Source organism: Fibrobacter sp. UBA4309 (genome assembly GCF_002395745.1).
Lineage (GTDB): Bacteria > Fibrobacterota > Fibrobacteria > Fibrobacterales > Fibrobacteraceae > Fibrobacter.
The window spans coordinates 1-20692 of record NZ_DGUN01000074.1; the positions used below are offsets into that span (position 1 = coordinate 1).

At 42.6% G+C, this 20692-nt stretch carries 19 protein-coding genes; 9 read left to right on the plus strand and 10 right to left on the minus strand.

The window, feature by feature from the left end; all coding sequences use genetic code 11:
• The 3 genes from B3M32_RS10235 to B3M32_RS10245 form a co-directional block, all read right to left on the minus strand.
• The coding region (locus B3M32_RS10235; protein ID WP_290746340.1) for a type II toxin-antitoxin system HicB family antitoxin at nucleotides 1–287 on the minus strand (287 nt) is incomplete at its 3' end.
• Nucleotides 288–295: 8 nt separating this feature from the next.
• Nucleotides 296–472 (minus strand): type II toxin-antitoxin system HicA family toxin, encoded by a 177-nt coding sequence (locus tag B3M32_RS10240; RefSeq protein ID WP_290746343.1) that lies wholly within the window; start codon nucleotides 470–472, stop codon nucleotides 296–298.
• Nucleotides 473–544: 72 nt separating this feature from the next.
• Nucleotides 545–709 carry a hypothetical protein gene (locus tag B3M32_RS10245; protein ID WP_173381350.1) on the minus strand — a complete coding sequence of 55 codons (165 nt, stop codon included), beginning with the start codon at nucleotides 707–709 and terminating at the stop codon, nucleotides 545–547.
• 204 nt (nucleotides 710–913) lie between these two features.
• On the opposite strand from B3M32_RS10245, the gene B3M32_RS10250 reads away from it, so the two are divergent.
• From B3M32_RS10250 to B3M32_RS10280, 7 genes are all read left to right on the plus strand, one after another.
• A complete protein-coding gene (locus B3M32_RS10250) occupies nucleotides 914–4099 on the plus strand; it encodes a type I restriction endonuclease subunit R (RefSeq protein ID WP_290746346.1) in 3186 nt (1061 codons plus the stop codon).
• Complete coding sequence (locus tag B3M32_RS10255) at nucleotides 4100–5749, plus strand: HsdM family class I SAM-dependent methyltransferase (protein ID WP_290746349.1); 1650 nt, start codon at nucleotides 4100–4102, stop codon at nucleotides 5747–5749. It abuts the gene before it with no gap.
• Between the two features lie 48 nt (nucleotides 5750–5797).
• On the plus strand, nucleotides 5798–6094 hold the full coding sequence (locus B3M32_RS10260; protein WP_290746352.1) for a hypothetical protein: 297 nt from the start codon (nucleotides 5798–5800) through the stop codon (nucleotides 6092–6094).
• A gap of 101 nt (nucleotides 6095–6195) precedes the next feature.
• Nucleotides 6196–7494 carry a restriction endonuclease subunit S gene (locus B3M32_RS10265; RefSeq protein ID WP_290746355.1) on the plus strand — a complete coding sequence of 433 codons (1299 nt, stop codon included), beginning with the start codon at nucleotides 6196–6198 and terminating at the stop codon, nucleotides 7492–7494.
• Between the two features lie 4 nt (nucleotides 7495–7498).
• Nucleotides 7499–8467 (plus strand): DUF3644 domain-containing protein, encoded by a 969-nt coding sequence (locus tag B3M32_RS10270; protein ID WP_290746357.1) that lies wholly within the window; start codon nucleotides 7499–7501, stop codon nucleotides 8465–8467.
• Between the two features lies 1 nt (nucleotide 8468).
• Nucleotides 8469–9764 (plus strand): DUF262 domain-containing protein, encoded by a 1296-nt coding sequence (locus B3M32_RS10275; protein ID WP_290746360.1) that lies wholly within the window; start codon nucleotides 8469–8471, stop codon nucleotides 9762–9764.
• Nucleotides 9765–9766: 2 nt separating this feature from the next.
• The gene (locus tag B3M32_RS10280; RefSeq protein WP_290746363.1) at nucleotides 9767–11671 is read left to right on the plus strand and encodes a DUF262 domain-containing protein; all 1905 of its coding nucleotides are present in this window, start codon (nucleotides 9767–9769) and stop codon (nucleotides 11669–11671) included.
• On the opposite strand, the gene B3M32_RS10285 is transcribed toward B3M32_RS10280, so the two are convergent.
• From B3M32_RS10285 to B3M32_RS10305, 5 genes are all read right to left on the minus strand, one after another.
• A complete protein-coding gene (locus B3M32_RS10285; protein ID WP_290746366.1) occupies nucleotides 11668–12414 on the minus strand; it encodes a hypothetical protein in 747 nt (248 codons plus the stop codon). The two genes, B3M32_RS10280 and B3M32_RS10285, sit on opposite strands and share 4 nt — an antisense overlap.
• Nucleotides 12411–13067, minus strand: coding sequence for a hypothetical protein (locus B3M32_RS10290; RefSeq protein WP_290746369.1), 657 nt, complete (start codon nucleotides 13065–13067; stop codon nucleotides 12411–12413). The genes B3M32_RS10285 and B3M32_RS10290 overlap by 4 nt, the downstream gene beginning before the upstream one ends.
• Before the next feature lie 8 nt (nucleotides 13068–13075).
• Nucleotides 13076–14026, minus strand: coding sequence for an RloB family protein (locus tag B3M32_RS10295; RefSeq protein WP_290746371.1), 951 nt, complete (start codon nucleotides 14024–14026; stop codon nucleotides 13076–13078).
• Entirely contained in the window at nucleotides 14026–15387 is a 1362-nt protein-coding gene (locus B3M32_RS10300) for an AAA family ATPase (RefSeq protein WP_290746374.1), read from the minus strand. The genes B3M32_RS10295 and B3M32_RS10300 overlap by 1 nt, the downstream gene beginning before the upstream one ends.
• Before the next feature lie 491 nt (nucleotides 15388–15878).
• A complete protein-coding gene (locus B3M32_RS10305; RefSeq protein WP_290746376.1) occupies nucleotides 15879–17054 on the minus strand; it encodes an ATP-binding protein in 1176 nt (391 codons plus the stop codon).
• A gap of 341 nt (nucleotides 17055–17395) precedes the next feature.
• Here B3M32_RS10305 and B3M32_RS10310 point away from each other — a divergent pair, with 341 nt between their 5' ends.
• Nucleotides 17396–18349 carry a DUF3883 domain-containing protein gene (locus B3M32_RS10310; RefSeq protein ID WP_290746379.1) on the plus strand — a complete coding sequence of 318 codons (954 nt, stop codon included), beginning with the start codon at nucleotides 17396–17398 and terminating at the stop codon, nucleotides 18347–18349.
• Nucleotides 18350–18417: 68 nt separating this feature from the next.
• Here B3M32_RS10310 and B3M32_RS10315 read toward each other — a convergent pair whose 3' ends face one another.
• Nucleotides 18418–18603 carry a hypothetical protein gene (locus B3M32_RS10315; protein WP_290746382.1) on the minus strand — a complete coding sequence of 62 codons (186 nt, stop codon included), beginning with the start codon at nucleotides 18601–18603 and terminating at the stop codon, nucleotides 18418–18420.
• Nucleotides 18600–19205, minus strand: a complete 606-nt coding sequence (locus tag B3M32_RS10320; protein WP_290746384.1) for a nuclease-related domain-containing protein — start codon at nucleotides 19203–19205, stop codon at nucleotides 18600–18602. Before B3M32_RS10320 ends, B3M32_RS10315 begins: the two co-directional genes overlap by 4 nt.
• A gap of 291 nt (nucleotides 19206–19496) precedes the next feature.
• Between B3M32_RS10320 and B3M32_RS10325 the strand changes: the two genes are divergently transcribed.
• A partial coding sequence (locus B3M32_RS10325; RefSeq protein ID WP_290746386.1) for an RNA-binding domain-containing protein occupies nucleotides 19497–20692 on the plus strand: 1196 nt, incomplete at its 3' end.

The window sequence follows — 20692 nt, forward strand, 5'->3', positions numbered from 1 at the left end:
TCGCTTTTCTTTTGACCCCTGCGCGCTTCGAATAGTTTGTATGCAATCTCGATTCGCGGGGAAAGCTCGACCGGGTAGAGCCCCTTGTCGGAATCGGGCATTGTCTTGGGGAGAATCATCGTGTTGCCGAGATCCAGGTCGCATTCCATCGCGCCGTCGAGGGCATCCTTCGCTTGCCTGAGGGCTTCCTCCTGCGTGTCGCCGAACGCGTTCACGTTGGGCAAATCGGGGAACGAAACCACGAAACCCATGTCCTTGTCTTTCTCAATTTTCGCTGCGTAATTCATGGATGCCTCTACTGGTCAAATTGTTTCAAGATGCGCTTGAGATAGACGCCTTCTATCTCGTGCTTGTTTCGTTGTATGGGAACGGGTCGCTTGCCTTGCTTCACGAATATGTGGTGGTCACCGCTGATTCGCCCTAGTTCCCAACCTCTTTTCTTTGCGTAGTTGCAGATTTCTTTAAACTTCATAGGTTAAAATACAATATATTTGTTTAATTGTCAATATAAAGATTTATAGAAATATGGCGAGCAACTCTATTTTCACCCCTTTTTCACCAATATTTGGATATCAAGCAGCTTTTCCCAGTCTGCTTTGGTTCGCTTTTCGCGGGGGATACTCCAGAAGTTTTTCCAGATTTCGTTGTTTAGGGAATCGATTTCGGCGGCTTCGGCGTCGGTGACGGTGCCATTGGCAGTACTGTACATTCTGTGCTCCTTTCTGCGTACAAGCTTTTTAAACGCAGATGTTTTATCTAAAACTACACTTTTGTGCACTACTTGTCAAGAGGTGAAAATGGTTTTTTTCAAATGCACCGAAAGTCAATATTTTTTTCGCAGTGTCACTTTACTGACAGCATAAAAACTTATATTCTCGAAGAGCGGTTTATACACACAAGCGATATTGTTTTTATGCCAGGTCTTTTTACGGAAGCGACGCGCGTTCAACTGACTGCGATTCAGCATTTGGCTCGCATCGGCTATACGTATTTGGGCAAAATTTCGGAGTCCGACGCATCTAGTAAAACATCGTCAATTCCTTATGACCCGGAAACAAATATTCTTGTGGACATTTTCGCGGAGCAGTTCAAGAAGTTGAATCCGACTGCGACTGTCTCTGCGCAAAGCATTCTTTCGGACATTCAGAAGGAATTGGATGACGACGATTTGGGCCAGCAGTTCTACAAGCGCTTGACCAGCTATTCTCCGCTTCGCTTGGTGGATTTTGAACGCCCGGAAAACAACACTTACCATTGCACGGCGGAATTCACTTGCCGCAATGGTGACGAAAATTTCCGCCCCGATATTACGTTGTTCATCAACGGGCTCCCACTCGTGTTTATCGAGGTCAAGAAGCCGAACAACGTAGGCGGCATGGTGGCCGAAAGCAAGCGGATGAACGACGAGCGGTTCCCGAAGAAAAAGTTCCGTCGCTTTATCAACATCACGCAGTTGATGATTTTCTCCAACAACATGGAGTACGATGCCAAGGGCGGTGTTGTTCCGATTGAAGGCGTGTTCTATTGCACGGCGGCGAAAAACGAAGCGCGTTTCAACTGCTTTAGGGAAGAAAACCCCAAGCGTGCGGCGATTGCTCCGTTCCACGCCAATTATCCTTATCTGCCGATTCCTGCGGATCTCGAAAAGAGAGTCCTGATGGATTTCAATGTTCCGGTCTTGAAAGAGAATCCGGAATACAAGACGAATTTAGACATCAACACGCCCACGAACCGCGTGCTTACTTCTATGGTGAGCCCGGAGCGTTTGCTCTTTTTGCTCAAGTATGGCATTGCTTACTTGCATGTTGAAAAGGAGAAGGATGGCCAAATTGAGAGCCGCCACGAAAAGCACATCATGCGTTACCAGCAATTTTTTGCGGCCATGATTATCCGTGAAAAACTGGCAGCGGGTGCAACGTCTGGCATTGTGTGGCATACGCAGGGCTCGGGCAAGACGGCGCTTTCTTTCCACTTGAGCAAAGTCCTCAAGGATTATTACGCCAAGCAGAACAAGGTTGCCAAATTCTACTTTATTGTAGATCGTCTGGATTTGCTGGAGCAGGCGACCGAAGAATTGAGCAATCGTGGCCTCAAGGTGACAACGGCAAATTCCCGCACGGAACTCATGGAACAGTTCCGCACGCAGCAGGCCTTGCAGGGCAGCGCCGGTGTTGATGAAATTACCGTGGTGAACATCCAGAAGTTTGAAAATGACACCGAGAAAGTGGAAATCCCGAATTACGCCACGAATTTGCAACGCGTGTTCATTATGGACGAAGCGCATCGCGGCTACAAACCGGGCGGATGTTTCCTTTCGAACCTTTTCAATGCCGACAAGAACGCCATCAAGATTGCACTTACCGGCACACCGCTCATCGGGAGTGAAAAGGCGAGCTGCAAGGTCTTTGGCGATTACTTCCACACGTATTATTACGACCGTTCCATTCAAGACGGCTACACGCTAAAGATTATCCGCGAAGATATCGAAACCAGTTACCGCAAAAAGCTGAACGATGCTTACGAAAGCGTGCAGAAACTGGTGGAGAAGGGTTCTGTCTCGAAGGACATGATTATTCGGCACCCCACATACGTGAAGGCGTTGCTCCGCTACATCATCAACGATTTGGTGAAGTTCCGTGCCATGCAGGGCGACAACGACCTTGGCGGCATGATTATTGCTGAATCTTCGGAACAGGCACGAAACTTGTACAAGTTCTTCAACGAGATTCAGGACGAACTCAATGAAAACCGCATCCAGAAAATCAACTTGAAAGCGGGCCTGATTCTTTTCGATAGCGATGACAAGGAAACCCGCAAGCAGATTATCAACGATTTCAAGAAGAACTACACGATTGATATTCTGATTGTTTACAACATGTTGCTGACGGGCTTTGATGCACCGCGTCTTAAGCGATTGTATTTCGGTCGAAAAATCGAAGATCATAATTTGTTGCAGGCAATTACTCGTGTGAATCGCCCGTACAAGAACATGAAACGCGGATTCTTGATTGACTTTGCCGACATCAAGAAGAATTTCGACGAGACCAATGCCGCGTATTTGCAGGAACTGAACCGCTATAATGATGCCGATACTGACCCGGACGATAACTTGCCCGATATGTACAATCAGGTCATGGAAGACAAGGACGCCCTTATCAACCACATGAAGGTGGCACGTCAGGCTCTGTTCAGTTATACTACCGACAACGCGGAAGTTTTCTCTACAGAAATTTCTAGCCTTGAAGACAAGAAGGTTCTGATTGAACTGCGCAAGGCCTTGGAACTCGCCAAGGATGCGATGAACCTTGTGCGCACTTTCGGTGACGAGGCCCTTAAAAAGGACTTTGAAAAGCTGAACATCGAAAAGTTGCCGCTCATGCTTTCGGAAGTGAACCACCGCATTGCGATGATTAACCAGAAAGAGGCGTGGACCAACAGCGAGGCGACGCAGTTTGCCGTGAACGAAGCCATGATGAACATTGAGTTCAACTTTAGCTGCATTGGCACTGAAGAACTGAAAATCATCGACAACGGCACGGAACTGCGTGAAAAATACAAACGCGCACTCCGCGGGTTCCTGGACAACTTCGACCACGAAGACCCCGTATTTGTTGAATTGGAACAGGAGTTCAAGCGCATCTTTGACAAGCACGGCTTTACCCCGGAAAACCTTGCCGTTTATAACGAGCAGAACCAGGCGATGAACGACATCCTCAAACGCCTCGAAGAACTCCGCAAGGCGAACGACGCCCTTTTGCGCAAGTACAACGGCGACACGAAATTTGCCTACGTTCACAAGCGCATCCGCGAAGAGAACAAGGCACGCGAACCCAAGCATCAGGCTCCGATTATCTCAAAGTTCGACGAAGAAATTGTGCAGGCTCTTTTGACGATTAAGGGAACGATTGACGCAAAAGTTTTCGACCGCAACGACATCCTTAAACAGGACGCCTACTTTGGCAAGACCGTGATGAAAGAGATTGCGGACGGACTCGCGCACTTCCCGCAAATCAAGCCCGAAATGCCCGATTATCTGTTTATCCAACAGCGCATCGCCAAGCAGTACATGAATCAGTATAACGCCTACTACGGAAATTAAATGAACATCAAAGACAAGACCATTGCCCTTATCGACTCTCTCAAGGCCACTTGCCAGACATACGGCATGGGCAATGACGGCAACGAATACAAGATTATCACCCAGGTGTTTTTGTACAAGTTTATGGCCGACAAGTTCGGCTTTGAACTCAAGAAAATCAACGACCCTTGCCTGAAGGCCCTCAAAAAATCCGACAAGTGGGAAGAGGAATACGCGAAACTCTCCAAGGCCGACCGCGAAAAGGTGAGCCTCTTCTTGCCGCCCGAAGTCCCGGTGTTCAAGCCCGACTACCTGATTGCAAACCTCTGGAACAAGCAGGCCAAGGGCGATTTCGACGTCATCTTTGACGAGACCATGGTCGCCATCGCGAAGGACAACCTGGACGTATTCTACACCAAGACCGCGCAAGAAACGAAAATCCCCATCTTCGAAAAGCTCACCATCTTCGTGACCGACGACGCCCAGCGTGCAAATTTCGCCCGCGCCCTTGTCGATAAACTCGTGAACTTCAGCTTCGAAGACGCCTTCGCTGAACACTACGACTTTTTCTCGGACATCTTTGAATACCTGCTCAAGGACTACAACACCGCAGGCGGCGGCAAGTACGCCGAATATTACACCCCCAAGGCCATCGCGAAAATCATGGCCCGCCTCTTGGTGGGCGACAACGCCGACCTGCACAACGTAGAATGCTACGACCCCAGCGCAGGCACCGGCACCTTGCTCATGGCGCTCAGCCACCAGATTGGCGAAGACCGCTGCACCATCTTTGCGCAAGACATCTCGCAGCGCAGTAACAAAATGCTCAAGCTGAACCTGCTCTTGAACGGACTCGTTTCGAGCCTGGATCACGCCGTGCAGGGCGACACCCTCCTAGAACCCTACCACAAGAGCGACGACGGCAAGAGCCTCAAGCAGTTCGATTACGTTGTGAGCAATCCGCCCTTCAAGATGGACTTTAGCGACACCCGCGACGACATCGAAAAGAAATGGAATGCCCGTTTTTGGGCAGGCGTGCCGAAAGTCCCGAACAAGAAAAAGGAGAGCATGGCCATCTACACCTGCTTTATCCAGCACGTGGTAAACAGCATCAAGGCAGGCGGCAAGGGCGCCATCGTTATCCCCACCGGGTTCATCACCGCGAAATCCGGCATCGAGCACAAAATCCTCGAACGCATCGTTGACGAACACATTGTCTATGGCGTGGTCAGCATGCCGAGCAACGTATTCGCGAACACCGGCACCAACGTGAGCGTGCTCTTCTTCGACAAGACCCGCAAAAAGACCGACAACGACAAAGTCACCCTCGTTGACGCAAGCAAACTCGGCAAGGAATACAAGGACGCGAACGGCCTCAAGAAAGTCCGCCTCGAAGACGACGAAATCGAGAAAATCGTGACCACCTTCCGCAAGGCCAAAGCCGTCGAAGACTTCAGCGTAGTCGTGACCTACAGCGAAGTCAAGGAAAAAGGCTATAGCCTGAGCGCCGGCCAGTATTTCGACATCAAGATAGACTACGTAGATATCACCGCCGACGAATTCAACGCCCAGATGAAAGCCGACACCGAAGAACTCGCCGCCATGTTCGCCGAAAGCCACAAACTCGAGAAGGAAATCCAGAAACAACTGAGCAACCTGAAATTCAATTAAAACGATGTCATCCTGGAGCGCAGCGATAGGATTTAGAAAAGGAGTATTATGGAAATAGCAACTCTTTGCATTAGTTTATTGTCGTTCTTTGCGGCATTGGCCGCAGTTATAGTTCCTATTGTCATTTTCAAGAAGCAACGAAAATATGATGAAGAGGCAGAGCAAAGAAGCATAGAGCGAGAGCGTCAAGCAGAACAACGGCGAAAGAAAGAGATTCGTCAGGATGCTCAAGATAGGTTGAAAGCCAAAAGAGTCGCTAATGAATCTCCTTTAGCGAGACTTGCAGGTGTTACTGAAGAACTTGAAGAAACAACATATTTAGAGATGCGGTCAAAAAGAAGGTAGTATGGCAATGTCATTCCTGGCTTGACCGGGAATCTCCTTTAGAAACAGTGTCATTCTGAGCGGAGTACAGGCGTAGTCGAAGAATTTGAAAAAATTTGAATATGGAAATGACGAAATATAAATTTGTTGATTTATTAGACAATGAAAAGGGTATCATGCGAGGCCCTTTTGGTGGTGATGTAAAAAAAGAATTTTTTATACCGAAATCAGCTTATGCTTTTAAGGTTTATGAACAAGGTGTAGTATACAATAAAGACCCAAACATCGGAAATTATTACATATCAAAAGAAAGATACGAAAAATTAAAACGTTTTGCCGTGCGCCCCGGAGATATTCTTATTTCGGGCGCAGGAACATTAGGTGAATTATTTGAATTACCCAATGGGATAGAAGAAGGTATTATTAATCAAGCTTTAATTCGCATTCGTATTAATGAAAGTTTCGTAGATAAAGAATATTTCAAATTTTATTTTAGTTGGTATGTCAAAGAGGTTGCTTGCAAACACGTAGGGGCATCAGTTATTCCCAATTTACCACCCTTAGAAGATTTGAAAAAGATAGATGTATGTATTCCGTCTATTACTGACCAAAAGAAAATAGCCTCTGTTCTTTCCGCATTAGACGACAAAATTGCCCTGAACAAAAAGATGAACCAGAAACTCGAAGCAATGGCAAAACGCCTATACGACTACTGGTTCGTCCAATACGACTTCCCCGACAAAAACGGCCATCCCTACAAAACCACCGGCGGCCCCATGACCTACAACGAAGTCCTCAAAAGAGAAATACCAGAGGGATGGGAAGTGAAAAAGGTCTCTGATTACGCTGATCTTATAACAAAGGGTACAACTCCATCGACTCTTGGTTTTGATTTTCAGGATACAGGAATAAACTTTGTAAAAGTTGAATGCATTGAAAATGGTCAAATTCTTCAAGAAAATTTAATGCATATTTCAGAAGAAGCAAATGTCGCCATGAAACGATCTCAACTTCGGAGTAATGATATTCTTGTAACAATTGCTGGACGATTAGGCAGTGCAGCAATTGTCTCCGAGCATATATTACCTGCAAATACAAATCAAGCAGTCGCTTTAATTCGTATGAAAAAGGAATATGGACATCTTGTAAATTACATTTATAGAGTGATTTCATCATCTTCTATGCAAAAAAGATTACAGGGTTCAAACGCTCAATCCATTCAGAAAAATCTGACATTACCTATTTTAGGTGATATAGAATTTGTGCAAGATTCTAATTGCGAAATAATAAAGAGATTCAATGAAATAACAAAACCGATATTTCTTAGGCAACAGGAAAATATTCAAGAAATCACTCGCCTCACCGCCCTCCGCGACAAACTCCTCCCGCTCCTCATGAACGGCCAAGTAGTGGTGGGGTGAATCTATGGCTAGAGGAAAATCTGTAACAAAACAACTTTTGGATGCTTCTGTTGCGGCGTTATTTGCTGGGATAGAAATCCACAATAAGCCGCATATTGCCTATCGTTATTCTTCGTGTGTAATTCTTATTATAAATGCATGGGAACTTGCTTTAAAAGCATTTGTGTATAAATATATCGACAAAAAGAAAATTTTTGAAGGGACAAAAGGATATACGATTTCTTTTACGAAAGCTGCTGATCTTGTCCGCATACATCTGAACACTATCAAGTCGAATTCATTTGAAGCGGTTTTTAATAATTTAATGTTGCTTAATGAATACCGATGTAAAGATATTCACTTTGTTGGACAGAAATTAGACGCCTTGATGTTTATGCTAATTAGTAAGGCCGTTTTAAACTATGATAATTTCATAAAAACTCATTTCAATAAAGATATTACAAAAGACGACAATTTAATCATCTTGCCGATAGGATTAAAACTCCCATTGAACCCTATTGAGTATCTTAAACAAGAATACAAATTGGCTCAAGATGATTTTGTTAGCCATGTAATTCAAAATATAAAAGAACTGAATGCCGCAAATATTCAGGAATCCATTGTTGTAGGATTTGACATTTTTACAGCAAGTGTTAAGAAAGCGACTAATGCAGATATTGTTGCCGCAATCGACTCTGGAGCGGCTGTAAAAATAACAAAGAATGTTCGGGTGACAAATGATCCCAACGCTCCAGTAATGCGGATAGAACCTGATATTCCTCCATTGACAAATGCGGATTTACGAATGAAATTAAAGGAATGTAATCCTGAAATTAAATTTGGAACACAATTCAATAGTATCATTCGTGAACTCAAAAAAAATCCGGCTTTATGTAGAGAGCGATTATTGAATCCTAAAAAAAAGGATAGCACAAAAACTTGGTTTTATACAGAGGACGCTGTTGATTTTGTTTTAGAAAAATACAAGGTTTAATATGGCAGAAATAGTTAGTGTAAAAAAATTACTTTCTCGCAAAAGTCTTACCATTCCATCTTATCAGCGTCCGTATAAATGGACTGCGCAAAATGTAGATGATCTTTTATGTGATATCCAAAATGCGATAAAAGAATCGAAGAGTTATAGTGACTACAAATATAGAGTAGGTACGGTTATTTTAAATGATAACGCTATTGTTGATGGTCAGCAAAGAATAATAACTTTATCGCTAATAAGCCTGTATTTAGATGAAAACTTTTCTAATTCAATTATAGAAATGGATTTTCGTGATAAGTCTTCCATGACGAATATCCATACTAATTATCAGTTTATTAAGGAATGGTTTGTTGGAAAAAACGATGAAGAAAAGTCTGATTTTAGAAGATCATTAGATGAGGTGTTAGAAGTTGTTGTTATTGAAGTGAAGAATATCTCAGATGCTTTTCAGGTTTTTGATTCTCAGAATTATCGAGGAAAAACGCTTGATCCCCATGATTTATTAAAGGCGTATCATTTAAGAGAAATGAAACGTTCATTGGAGAAAAAGTTAAAAAGTATAGAAGAAATGAAGCCTGTAGTAACCAAATGGGAGAGTTATTCTCCTAAAGATATAAGATTCCTTTTTAATCGAGTGCTATTTCCTATACAAAATTGGTCTCGTATGAAGAAAACTGTGAATTTTACGTCAAAAGAGATAGGCTCGTTTAAAGGGGTCTCAGAAGATGCTCCTTATTTATATGCCAAATATGTTCGTGCTGCTATGCCGAATTTCCAGTTGACGGAACCATTTGTAGCGGGACAGAGATTTTTTGAAATGGTTGATTACTATACAGATTTATTAAAAAACGTAAAGCAACAAGTGAATAATTATGAAAAATTTGAATTGATTGCAAAATGGCTAGATCCTGATAAGGAAATTGAAAACATAGATAAAAAATCGTCGGGATATAAATATGCATGCAATCTTTTCTATTGTGCTCTTTTATGCTATTACGATAAGTTTGGGGATTTACAGGAAAGAATAGTCCGAAAAATTTTTTCCTGGGCTTTTATGCTAAGGGCAAATATGGAACATCTCGGATATGATACTGTAAACAAATATGCTATTGGAGGTGAGGATAACGATCGGTATACCAACCATGTGGCTCTTTTTTCTGAAATAAATAACGCCAGCCAAGATAGGGATATCGCTAAAATAAAAATAGAGATAAATGAGACCGATAGTAATCGGTTATGCTCAAGTTGGTCGAAATTATATAATGATATTAATATCTTGAATGATAGCCTGAGGTAAAGATGTCTAATTACGAAAAAATAGAGCCCATATGTATTTGCAATTTGTTTGATGGTACATCAAAATATGAAATACCTTTGTATCAGCGAGCATATGCTTGGGAAGACGATCAAATAAGGGACTTAATTGAAGATATAGATGATGTTGACGAAAATCAAGATGGTCTTAGATATTGTCTTGGTTCATTGATTGTATCTGAGAAAGATTCGATTTATGAAGTTATTGATGGACAGCAACGATTAACGACACTCTATTTGTTGTTGAATATCCTTCAAATGCCCGTGAGCAAAACTTTGTCCTTTGCAAATAGAGATAAGTCGTCAAAGGCATTGTTGGAAATAGACCTTATTCTTAACGATTTCAAGAAACTGTGTGACGATTCCTGTTATCAAAATGAAATTTTGAATGGTATAAAATTGATAAACAAGTATTTGCCATGCGAAAAAAGGGAATCTTTCATTAAAAAATTATCTCATGTTTATGTTTATCGGATTCCTGTTCCTAAACATACTGATTTGAATCATTATTTTGAAATAATGAATACAAGAGGGGAGCAGCTGGAACAAACCGACGTGTTGAAAGCTCGCTTGATGGGATATTTGTCTAATGATGAAAAACGGTGTGCTGTTTTTGCAAAAATATGGGATGCTTGCAGTGACATGACGGGTTATGTGCAAATGCATTTTACCCCTAAAGAAAGAAATAGACTATTTGGCGGTGGATGGGATGATCGACCGAATCCATCATATAAAAAAGGAGGCTATAAATCTTTTGTTGAAGATGGAGAATATGTTCATGAGAAGACTATTAAAGATATTGTAAAGGATGATTTTCGAATTGAAAAGAATGATGGTTCCTTAGAAGATGATAAAAATGTTCGATTTGAAAGCGTGATTGAATTTAAACATTTTCTATTACATGTGTTAAAAGTTTATGTTGCGACCTATATGTACGATGATCCTGACAACCTTGTTGCAAGGCTGATTGATGACAAAAAGTTAATTGAAAATTTTGAGAATGTTGAACAAAAAGGATATTTGGAAAGACGAAAAATATCTACAAATAAGTCTGATTTTGCATTTTCATTTGTGATTTGTTTGTTGAGATGCCGTTTTCTCTTTGATAAGTATATTATCAAGAGAGAATTTGTTGACGAAGATAAAATTGGTGCTTGGAGTTTAAGAGAGTTGAAGGTTTCTGGCCAGCAATCAAAAAAGAAACCATACTATGTGAATACATGGATCCAAAAAAAGCATGATCGTGACAAGGATAGATCGAGGCGTTGTTTGATGCTTCAAGCCGCACTTCGTGTTTCCTATACATCTCCTAAAATCATGCACTGGATAACAGATCTTTTGATATGGCTTATTCAGGATGATTATACAAATATTGATTCGTGTTTGAATGAATATGAGACTTATATTGAATCTTTGATTCAATCAGCGGTAAAGTCGGATTTCTTAGAGAAATCTGATGAAGAAAAGTTTAATATGGGTCTGAAAACGCCGCATATTGTATTTAACTATTTAGATTACCAAATCTGGAAAAATAACAGAAGAAAATTTGACAAGTTTGTGTTTGAATTCAGAAATTCTGTTGAACACTGGTATCCTCAAAATCCATCAAAAGGAACTTTCCCAAAATGGAAACATGAAGACGGCGTTGATCAATTTGGTAATCTTTGCCTTGTTCCAAGTAATATTAACTCATCGTTTTCTAACTTGGATCCAGAAGCTAAGAAGAAAACATTCAAAGAGGAAGTTGCTAAGGGTAGCTTGAAATTACGTGAAATGGCAAAGTTGACAGAAGATGCAGAGAATGCTTCTCTGAAATGGAAAAATGAAGCATGTGCAAAGCATGGTGCAAAGATGATGAAAATACTTGAGCATGCTTGTGGTTGTTGTTAAGGATTCTCTAGCAAATAGGTCGATTTAATATCAGATTGGGCAATGGACTGATTACTCAAATCAATTATCTCTATTTGCTCCAGCAAAGCAGATTCATTTTGGTAGACATCACGGTCACATTGCGATGCATCAGGACGCAATAAACGGTGGTATGACGATATCGCAATTTTAGCTATGTCTTCATAATCAAAAAGTTTTAATTGGCAAGGATTTAATGTTGCCTTGATTAGAAGCGGAGAACCTATATTTTGGATTTTCTTTGCAATAGAAGGGAAACCTTTTAAAGGCATATAAACTTGTTCCCCACCATAATATCGCAATAATGGCTCTGCACCACTGTCAAAAAGGGCTGTAGTGGTTAGGTTAAAAAATATCCGATAATCTCGGCAAGAAATCATATTCTTGTTAAAGTAGGCATTCCACGCATTTTTGATTGTGTCTAGTTCTTCAGGTGTAAACAATTTCCCATAACGGGATAAAAAAGTTTCCCTGATTTCTTGACCAGTTCTTGATTTCAGACCGCCTTTTAGAATATCGTCTTTATCGGCTCTAGTGTAGTGGTAGCCAATGATTTTACAGTCTTTGGAGAAATCTGTTATTCTATCAATCAAATCTTGAAAGACTGGATTTTCAACCAATTCATCTTCAAATTCTGTGTTCAACAGTAATTCTGTATGTTTTTCCATCTCTTCAAAGAAAAAAGAGGGAAAGCCGGCTAAAGTGCAGAGATTTAGAATTTTCATAGAAAACTCTTGATGAATGACAGAATTGAAGAGAAATTCCCAAAGTCGGACAAAAGTGATGAATCTTTTGATTTGGTTACGGCATCGTGAACTTCTTGCAACATCTTTAGCGCTTTAGCCCTGTCAATCTCAACAGCATCCTTCGTCTTTTCGTCTTCTTTTCTAACGAAAATGATATCCTTGTTTTTCTTGAAGGATTCCTTTGCTCGTTTGACATATTCGTTATCAACAATCTTTAGGCAAAGACGGTCGTAATCAAAATTTTCCGTGCTGTTCTTTTTGATGAATTCCACATCTTTAACTGTAGCGCGAGAAGAATTGATTCTCTTGAATAGCGAAGGTGCTGCCTTCATTTCCTTAATGGTAATTCCGGCTTCTTCAGCAAGGCGAATGATAAGGGATGTTCCCTTGGGGCCTTCGCCAGAATAACCCGAAGTCAATCCGCTTTTGATAAAGACAACGAGGTCCCGGTTTTCAAAGCATAGCATTAAGGCGTGATATTTTTGGCAAGTTAAAATGGTCATGTCCGTAATTTTGCGATTGCCATAAAGACGCTTCATAAAATCGTCAATGCAATACTGGGTCGCCCTTGTCGAACCTTCGTACTTGATATCGATGCTGTGTATGCCGAGTGGGTCGTTATCAAGAATCATTGTATGTTTTACCTTCTCATCTCCTGAATTAACAGCCCAATATTCGATCCCATATCATTCTTTAACGCGTCAACGCTCTCCGTGAACATTTTTTCGTTTGCAATAGCCGTGTCGATAGCCTGCATAAACGGTTGCGTTTTAAGTTTGGACTTATTGTAGCCATCGAATTCCTGTTTCAAAAGGCTTTCGATGTGGTCCAAGAATTCCGGCGGGGTCATAGTTGAAAATTTTGCCGCTAGGTCATCTTTCATCGTAGCGAAATTGCTGCTGTGCATCAAGAGCCACAGTTCAAATCCCGGATTGCTGATATAGAATTGAACATTGTTTGTCGCGCAGGTGCTCTTCACATAATCGAATTGAGAACTGGTAAAGCTCATGGGGTCGCGGTCAACGACCAGGCAAATCTTGTCTATGTCTGGAGCATACGGGATGGACTGCTCGTTTAGGGCTTCGCCAATATTCTTGATGATGAGTTCGCAAATTCGCGGCTTTTCCTTGGCGAGAAATTCCGTCACTTTCGTTACGGTCGCTTCTTTGTCTTCAACAAAATCATCTGGAGTAACTTTTAGGACATTGCGATAAATCCTATCTAGCAAGTTGCTGATTTCGGGAATCAGTTCCTTGTGTTTGCTCAGGTATTCGCTATAATACAGGCAGTCGATCATAGCGTTCAGCAATGTGCTATACGAGATTTTGCTTGATGTTGATTCCTCAAGGTTCAACAGTAGCCTGTCAAGAATCTTTTTCGGATTGCTCCACCCATTTTCCCCATAACTCCGCATCAGGGGGAGAATCTTGATAATGGGAGGAATGCCCAGTTGCTTCTTGTTTTCTTCTACGGCTTCAAAATATTGAGGCTCCGTCTCTGTCCCTTCTGTCAAAAGGATATACTTGATGTTGACTTCCCGCTGTGGAAGTTCTTCCCTTTTTCTTTTTCCGAAGGTTCTGGACTCTCTCATCAAGCCTCCTCAATCGGGAAAATCGAGGTAAACAGCGGCACGCCGCCATAACGGCCTTCGAGGTAGGCTTTGTCTATTTTCTTGTCGAAGCGTTCGTTGTATTCTTCCAGCGAGTAGATGTTGCTTGCTCCGCTCTGGTCCTTGTCAACAAACCAGATTTCGTCACGACGCAACAAATCAAAGTCCATCAGACGTGATTCGTGGGTAGTCACAATCAATTGGACGTTGCGGTTCTTGGAATATTCAAAGAACGCCTTCACGAACTGATACGAAAGGCACGGATGCAGACAACGGTCCAGTTCATCGATAACGTAAGTCTTGCTGGATTTGGAAAGCAATATTTCGAGAAGGTCGAAAAGACGCGCGGTGCCGTCGGATTCTTCGGCCATCTTGAATAAGGTCGCGTTCTGGAAGTTGTGCTTGAACTGGATGGAAAAAACTTTATCATCCTTTCCTTTTTCCATTCTTACTATAAAAATTTCATTTCTATTTCTGATAAAAATATCGTTTTTAGGAGTATTATTGATTTCCATTTGTTTAGCGATATCTTGTAATATGGTGGGATGAATAATTGAATCTATATCTTCCCTTTTCGCTTTAACTGGCTGTACATTTTCTATTCCAGTTCCAAATGCTTTTAATAGTTTTGAAGCTTGACGAAGGGCTTCTTCGTTTGCCAAGAAGGATGAGGTGGAAAGCGGAGTGGCTGGAAAAGAAATATCTATATTTCTTGCAATCCAGTTGAAAATAGTTTGTAAAACTTCTGCTTCAGGATTAGTTTTGTAAAAACCCGCCATGGTGCGGTTGATGAAATTTAAGAACAATGCGTTACTACCTGCAAAACTAGACCCCAAAACGCTCAGCATCTGGTTTTTCGCAAGTGGTCCTCCAAAAACGTAATTATGCTGGGCATCTTCTTTTTTGAAGAGGTATTCTTCTTTAGTTGAAGATAACTTACAGAGCCATTCGGAAACGAAAGTACCGGTGCTTAGGACAACTTCGAAGCCGTATGCATAAACATCGTTGTTAACGATGAATTCAGCTTCGAAATAACTCGGTTTCTCCTTGTTGCTCGGGTCAGTCTTGCAGTAAAGATTGGCATCTTGCGGCAAGACGGCGCCATTCAAGGTGCAATTCCTGAAAAAGGCTATTGCTTTGATTAGGTTGGACTTTCCTGCGGCATTTGCACCGTAAATTGCGGCAAACTTGAGCAAGTTCTGCTTATCGGTCTTGAGAATGTGGTCTTCTTTGCTACGGACTTTCCCGGGAATCATCGAAAATTCCTGGCTAGAAGTATCGTGAGTTGCACGATCTTCCGAATCGAAAGAGAGGAAATTCTTGACATTAAAACGTATCAGCATACTTTCCGTCCGTGATTTATTGTGAAATTTTCTCTTTTACATCAATTAATTTAACAAAATTGTTGATAAAAAGCAAATACATAAGTGAAAAAATCACTTTTGAAAGAAAATTTTATTATATTTACGATACAAAATGGGAACGCAATTGCAGTTGCGTTCCCGAGAGGTTCGAACAAAGCCGACCTATGATGGGTTGAATTGGTTACCCAACCCAAATATAGATTGGTTTCCTTCCGAAAGTTGTTGATGGGGCCTTTGTTCGGGGTTCCATTTAACCTTAGCTAAGGAGAGAAACGATATGTTGTCCCCCATTTCGCCTTTAGAAAGGCCTTCGCCTGCGAAATATGGATTCATCTTTGTTCGGTTCCGTCGCGTAAAAAACTCAAATCGAGTCTTGGATGCGTGGGATTATGGTCACAAGGCATGGAAAATCCCTGTTCGTAAGAAGCACTAAAAACGAAGCCGAACTAGTAATGCTGGTTCGGCTTTCCTTATCTCCACACGATTTCTTCTTCGCCTTTTTTATAGACTTCCGCAAGATTTATCTCATCGAGTCTTTTAATGTATAAATTGCGTCGATTTTGTTGCGAAATTCCATTCTTATAGGGCTTGGACGTTCCGACTGCTTGTTGAGGGGCGTTTAGGAATCTTGCAACTTGACTTTTAGACACGCCAGAAAGAATCTCGATTTCGCGGACGGTAAAACCCTGTTCATGCAGGCGATGTAGATTGCCGGTGGTGCCGCCTGTGAGCAATTCATAGACGCGACCTAAATAGTCGCCCTCGATTGTTTCATCGCAGAAGCAGACTGCGTTTCGCAGAATTTTTTTCATTTCACTCGGACAAGGCATTTTCTTTTGCAAGTCGAGAATCTTGCGAAACAGGCGGGTGTTACGATAGCCGATTTTGTATTTGCTTAGGAAACTGTTCAAAATAGACTCCGCGATTTCTTGCAGGTCTTCTTGCGTGTATCTGTTGAAATCGACAATTAAATCGAAACGGCGGGAAAGGGCCTTGTCAAAGTGCTTGAAAAGGTTCGTCGTGGCGATGATGGTAATCTGTTCGTTCAGGTTGTCGAACCCCTTGAGAATTGCCGATGTGGCTCGGCCCATTTCGCGAAGGTCGTGAGAGTTGGTTCTGTCGAGGGCGATGGCATCTATCTCGTCGAACAGGACGAGAATCTTTTCGGGGTGCGCGAAGTGGTTCAACTCGTCAAACAGTGCGGCGATGTTCTTTTGTGTCTGGCCGAGCTTGCTGTCGATGATGGTGTCAAAATCGACGCAGAATAGGTCGCGCTCCAGAATGCGGGCGATTTGCCGTACGGATTCGGTTTTGCCCGTCCCGGGTGCGCCCTGGAACAGGAACTTGTTGATTCCCATGTTCCGCTGGATGGCGTTGATGATTCCGATAACGTCCTTTTCAATGGGCGTGGGGAGCGGCAGCGAATCGTGCGAAGGGGCGATCTTGCGGAAAAAAGTCATCTGGTCTTCGTGCATTTGCGGCACAAAGGCGTTCGCGCTGGACATAAGGGCCATGATGTATTCCGAAAGCTGAAAATCGCCGCTAGCGTCAAAATCCCGGGCAATTTCGTACGCCTCCTCGCGGAATGCGGGGTCGTTTTTCTCGGCGTAATAGCGAATCAGATTGATGACATTCTTCTTTTTCATGGACTTGACCTACCTTGTTCCTTAATATAAATAATCTTGGGACAAAAATCAAGTATTTTGGGACAAAATGTGAGATTTTAGTAAAAAAATGTGTTGCCGGAAGCGATCAAATTATTTATATTACTATTAAGCCGAGGGAGCTTGTTAGGGCTCCTGATGATGAAGTATAGAAATTGATGATGGCAATGAATGTGTCCCTTTTTAATTAAACGGACGCATGGACAAAAGGGTTCCCCGGAGCCCGAGAAGAAGACGAACTCAGAAGACATAGCCGGCTTAAAAAATGCAAATGCAATATGTGCATTTGTAAAAGTCATATTTAATTTTAAAGGAGATGTCTTATGAAAAGCAAAATCTTGAATAAAATAATGTTCGTAAAAACAGGATGGAGTGATTTGTACGAGGGCGGATATGTTCTCGGAAACCACACATATCTAAAACAAATCGCTAATATTGGACACGAAATCTATAACTTTAAAAGAACAAGAAATGGTTTCTGCGCATATATTCCTCCGTCAGCAGGAAGTTGCCCCCAGCTTTCGGGCCGCGATGCGGAGGATTGGTTTGTGGTCTTCTTGGCCCGTGAAAATGGGAATGGTCAATTGTGCGTTGTTGGGTACTATGAAAATGCGCGAATTTATGATAAACTTCAAATTCGCCCAGAGTACGAATATGAACAGTTCGATACTGATAATGATGGTGAAAAATTTCAGTATTGCATTGAAAGTAAGAACGCTTTTCGAATGCCTTTGGAAAGGCGTAGAGATTGGGTGATTCGGAAAGATCTTTGTAAACACATCAGCAGTACGCCATTAGTATATGTTAAAGGTCCGAAGTCTAAAGATGAACCATGGCGAAAGGATTTTGTTGATATTGCAGAACGCCTTTTAAATGATGATGATTCTTACGTGCGTCCTTTTCCAAATGTTGATGCCGCGACGCGTTGTAGAATTGAAATTGCCGCAGTTAATAAGGTTTGCGAATATTATGAGGAACGAGGCTTCCATATTGTAGATCGTCAAAAGGATAATTGTGGTTATGACTTGCTTGTCACAAAAGGTGGAAAAGAATTCCATGTTGAAGTGAAGGGATCCTCGAGCAACCAATTTCGTTTATACCTCACATTAAACGAATACAATCATATGAACGCGACGCCCAAATGGAGATTGGCGGCTGTAAAAAATGTTCTTGATAAGGATTGCGAATTGAAAATCTTTAACAAGGATGATTTTGAGGAAATGTTTGATGTAAGGCCTATTGAATGGGTGGCTGAAGAAAAAATCGAACATGAATAGAGAATACATCCCCCAAAAATCATCACGGTCATTGAAACCATTTTGTCGACGTTGGCAAAATGGTCTCTTTATTTCTTCCTCATCTTCCCGCCGGCAATTACCACCAGCAACGCGCCAGCAGCTACGCCGCCGACCTTCTTGAGGTCGCTCCAGAATTGTCGCCGTTTTACCTTGCATTGTTCGCAAAGTTTTTCGGAGTCTTCGGTCTTGTCGCAGCCGCACTTCTTGCATTTGTTCCAGAGTTTTTGGGTCATAGGCCTTTCCTCTTCTGCCGGATTTTCTGCTTGTGCATCGCTTTGAGTCTAGCCCTGTCCTTATTGAGGGTGGCGAGGGTTTGGGCGGTGCTTTCAACTTCCTGGGTGTTCATTCGTGTCGGCAGGTTTTTGTAGAACATCTTGAAATCCCTGTCGCATATTGTGCCTTCGGGGATTCTGTCGCCGAGTTTCGCGTTGTTCCCGAATATCACTAGGTCGATGAACTTGTCCTTAAGTGTTGGGAACTTTTCGCACAGGACTTGTATATGCCCGTAATTCTGGTGATGGGGATTAGTCATTGTGAATCTTTTCTTGCCGCGATTCAAGATGACTTGCCACTGTTTGTCGTAGGCGCTCCCCACGATGAGCCCGATGCGTGTCTTTTTCTCTATGACGAGAACGCCTTTCTCTGTTACGGCGATAATGTCGATTTGCTGTACGCCATGGCTCCCTTCCACATAGACATCCCTGAAGACGGTTCCCTTGCTGATGGCGCGGATTCTGTTTGCCGTGTGCTTCTCGCCGATGTGCCCCACAATCTGGTTCTGGAAGAACCACATGCAAAAGACAATAGCGGCTAGAATTACTATAAATGTTATCATATAGTAGAATATATACTGTTTGCGTTAGGAATAGTTCGCTTTGTAAAATTTCCTTAGGCCCGTTGCGCAAGCGCCAAATGCTAGGCTCAGTCATAGCCATGCAAGCATGGCTGCGACGCTCGCCTTACGCATTTGTGCCAACTTTTTGAATATTGGGTACATTAATGCAGCACGTGTTTCTCTGCTTAATGGAGAAATGCGTCTTTTTTTATTCTGGGATTCTGGGATAAGGGGACGCCTCTAACATTAACCGCCCGCAAAATGCGGCAAAATGGAGGCTATGTGAGAACTGTGAAAATCAATAAAGACGAAAAGCACGACCTTGAGTTCAAACAGAACTGGCGTGATGAATATCTCAAGTGGATTTGCGCGTTTGCCAATACGCATGGTGGCTCGCTTTATATAGGTGTAAAGGATAATGGCGATTTTTGCGGAGTGAAGGATTACCGCAAGCTTTCGGAGGATATTCCGAACAAGATTTTGCAAGCCATGGGCTTGATTTGCGAAGTGAACCTTCTTGACGAAGGTGGAAAGAAGTATTTTCGAATCGATGTGGAGAAATATCCGTTCCCGGTCAGTTATCACGGAAAATATTATAAGCGGAGCGGTTCAACGACGCAAGAGGTTGTGGGCAATGAATTGGACAAGATGATTCTTGCCGTGCAGGGGCGCACGTGGGATAGTGTTCCTGTGCCGCATGTGGATGTTGCAGACTTGGATAATGATTCTATCAAGCTTTTCAAGAAAATGGCGCTTGACCATAATCGTCTTGATAGCAAGGCGCTGGATGTTCCAACGGATGTTCTCTTGAGAAACTTGCGGTTGTTCGAGAATGATTACTTGACGAGGGCGGCTGTCATGTGCTTTCACCCGGATCCCGAAAAGTGGGTCATGTGCGCTTATATAAAAATTGGGTTCTTCGCCGATAACGATGCGGACATTATTTATCAGGATGAGGTTCACGGTTCGCTTGTGATGCAGGTTGAAAAGACGATGGATCTCATCTATACGAAGTACATGAAGGCTCTCATCAGTTACGACGGCATTCACCGCAAAGAAACATTCTTTTTCCCGAAGGAGGCATTCCGCGAGTTGCTTTTGAATGCTGTGATTCATCGTGATTATACTAGGCCCACGCCGATTCAGATTCGCGTTTATGCTCACAAGATTCGCATTTGGAATATCGGAAAGATGCCCGTTGATGTTCCTGTCGAAAAATTGTTCAAGCCGCATTCTTCCGAACCGCGCAACCCTAATATTGCAAACGTGTTCTTTAAGGCGGGCTATGTCGAAAGTTGGGGTCGCGGCTACAAGAACATCACCGACGTCTGCAAGCTTCGCAAGGCAAAATTGCCTATTCCCGAAGAGAATTCTGGCGGTCTGGTGGTGGAATGCCCGGCGAGCAGGCAATATCTTGATGCCGAAAGGAAACAGGGGAAAATCATTCCACATGAAGATGCTGTAAACCCGACAATAAACCCGACAAT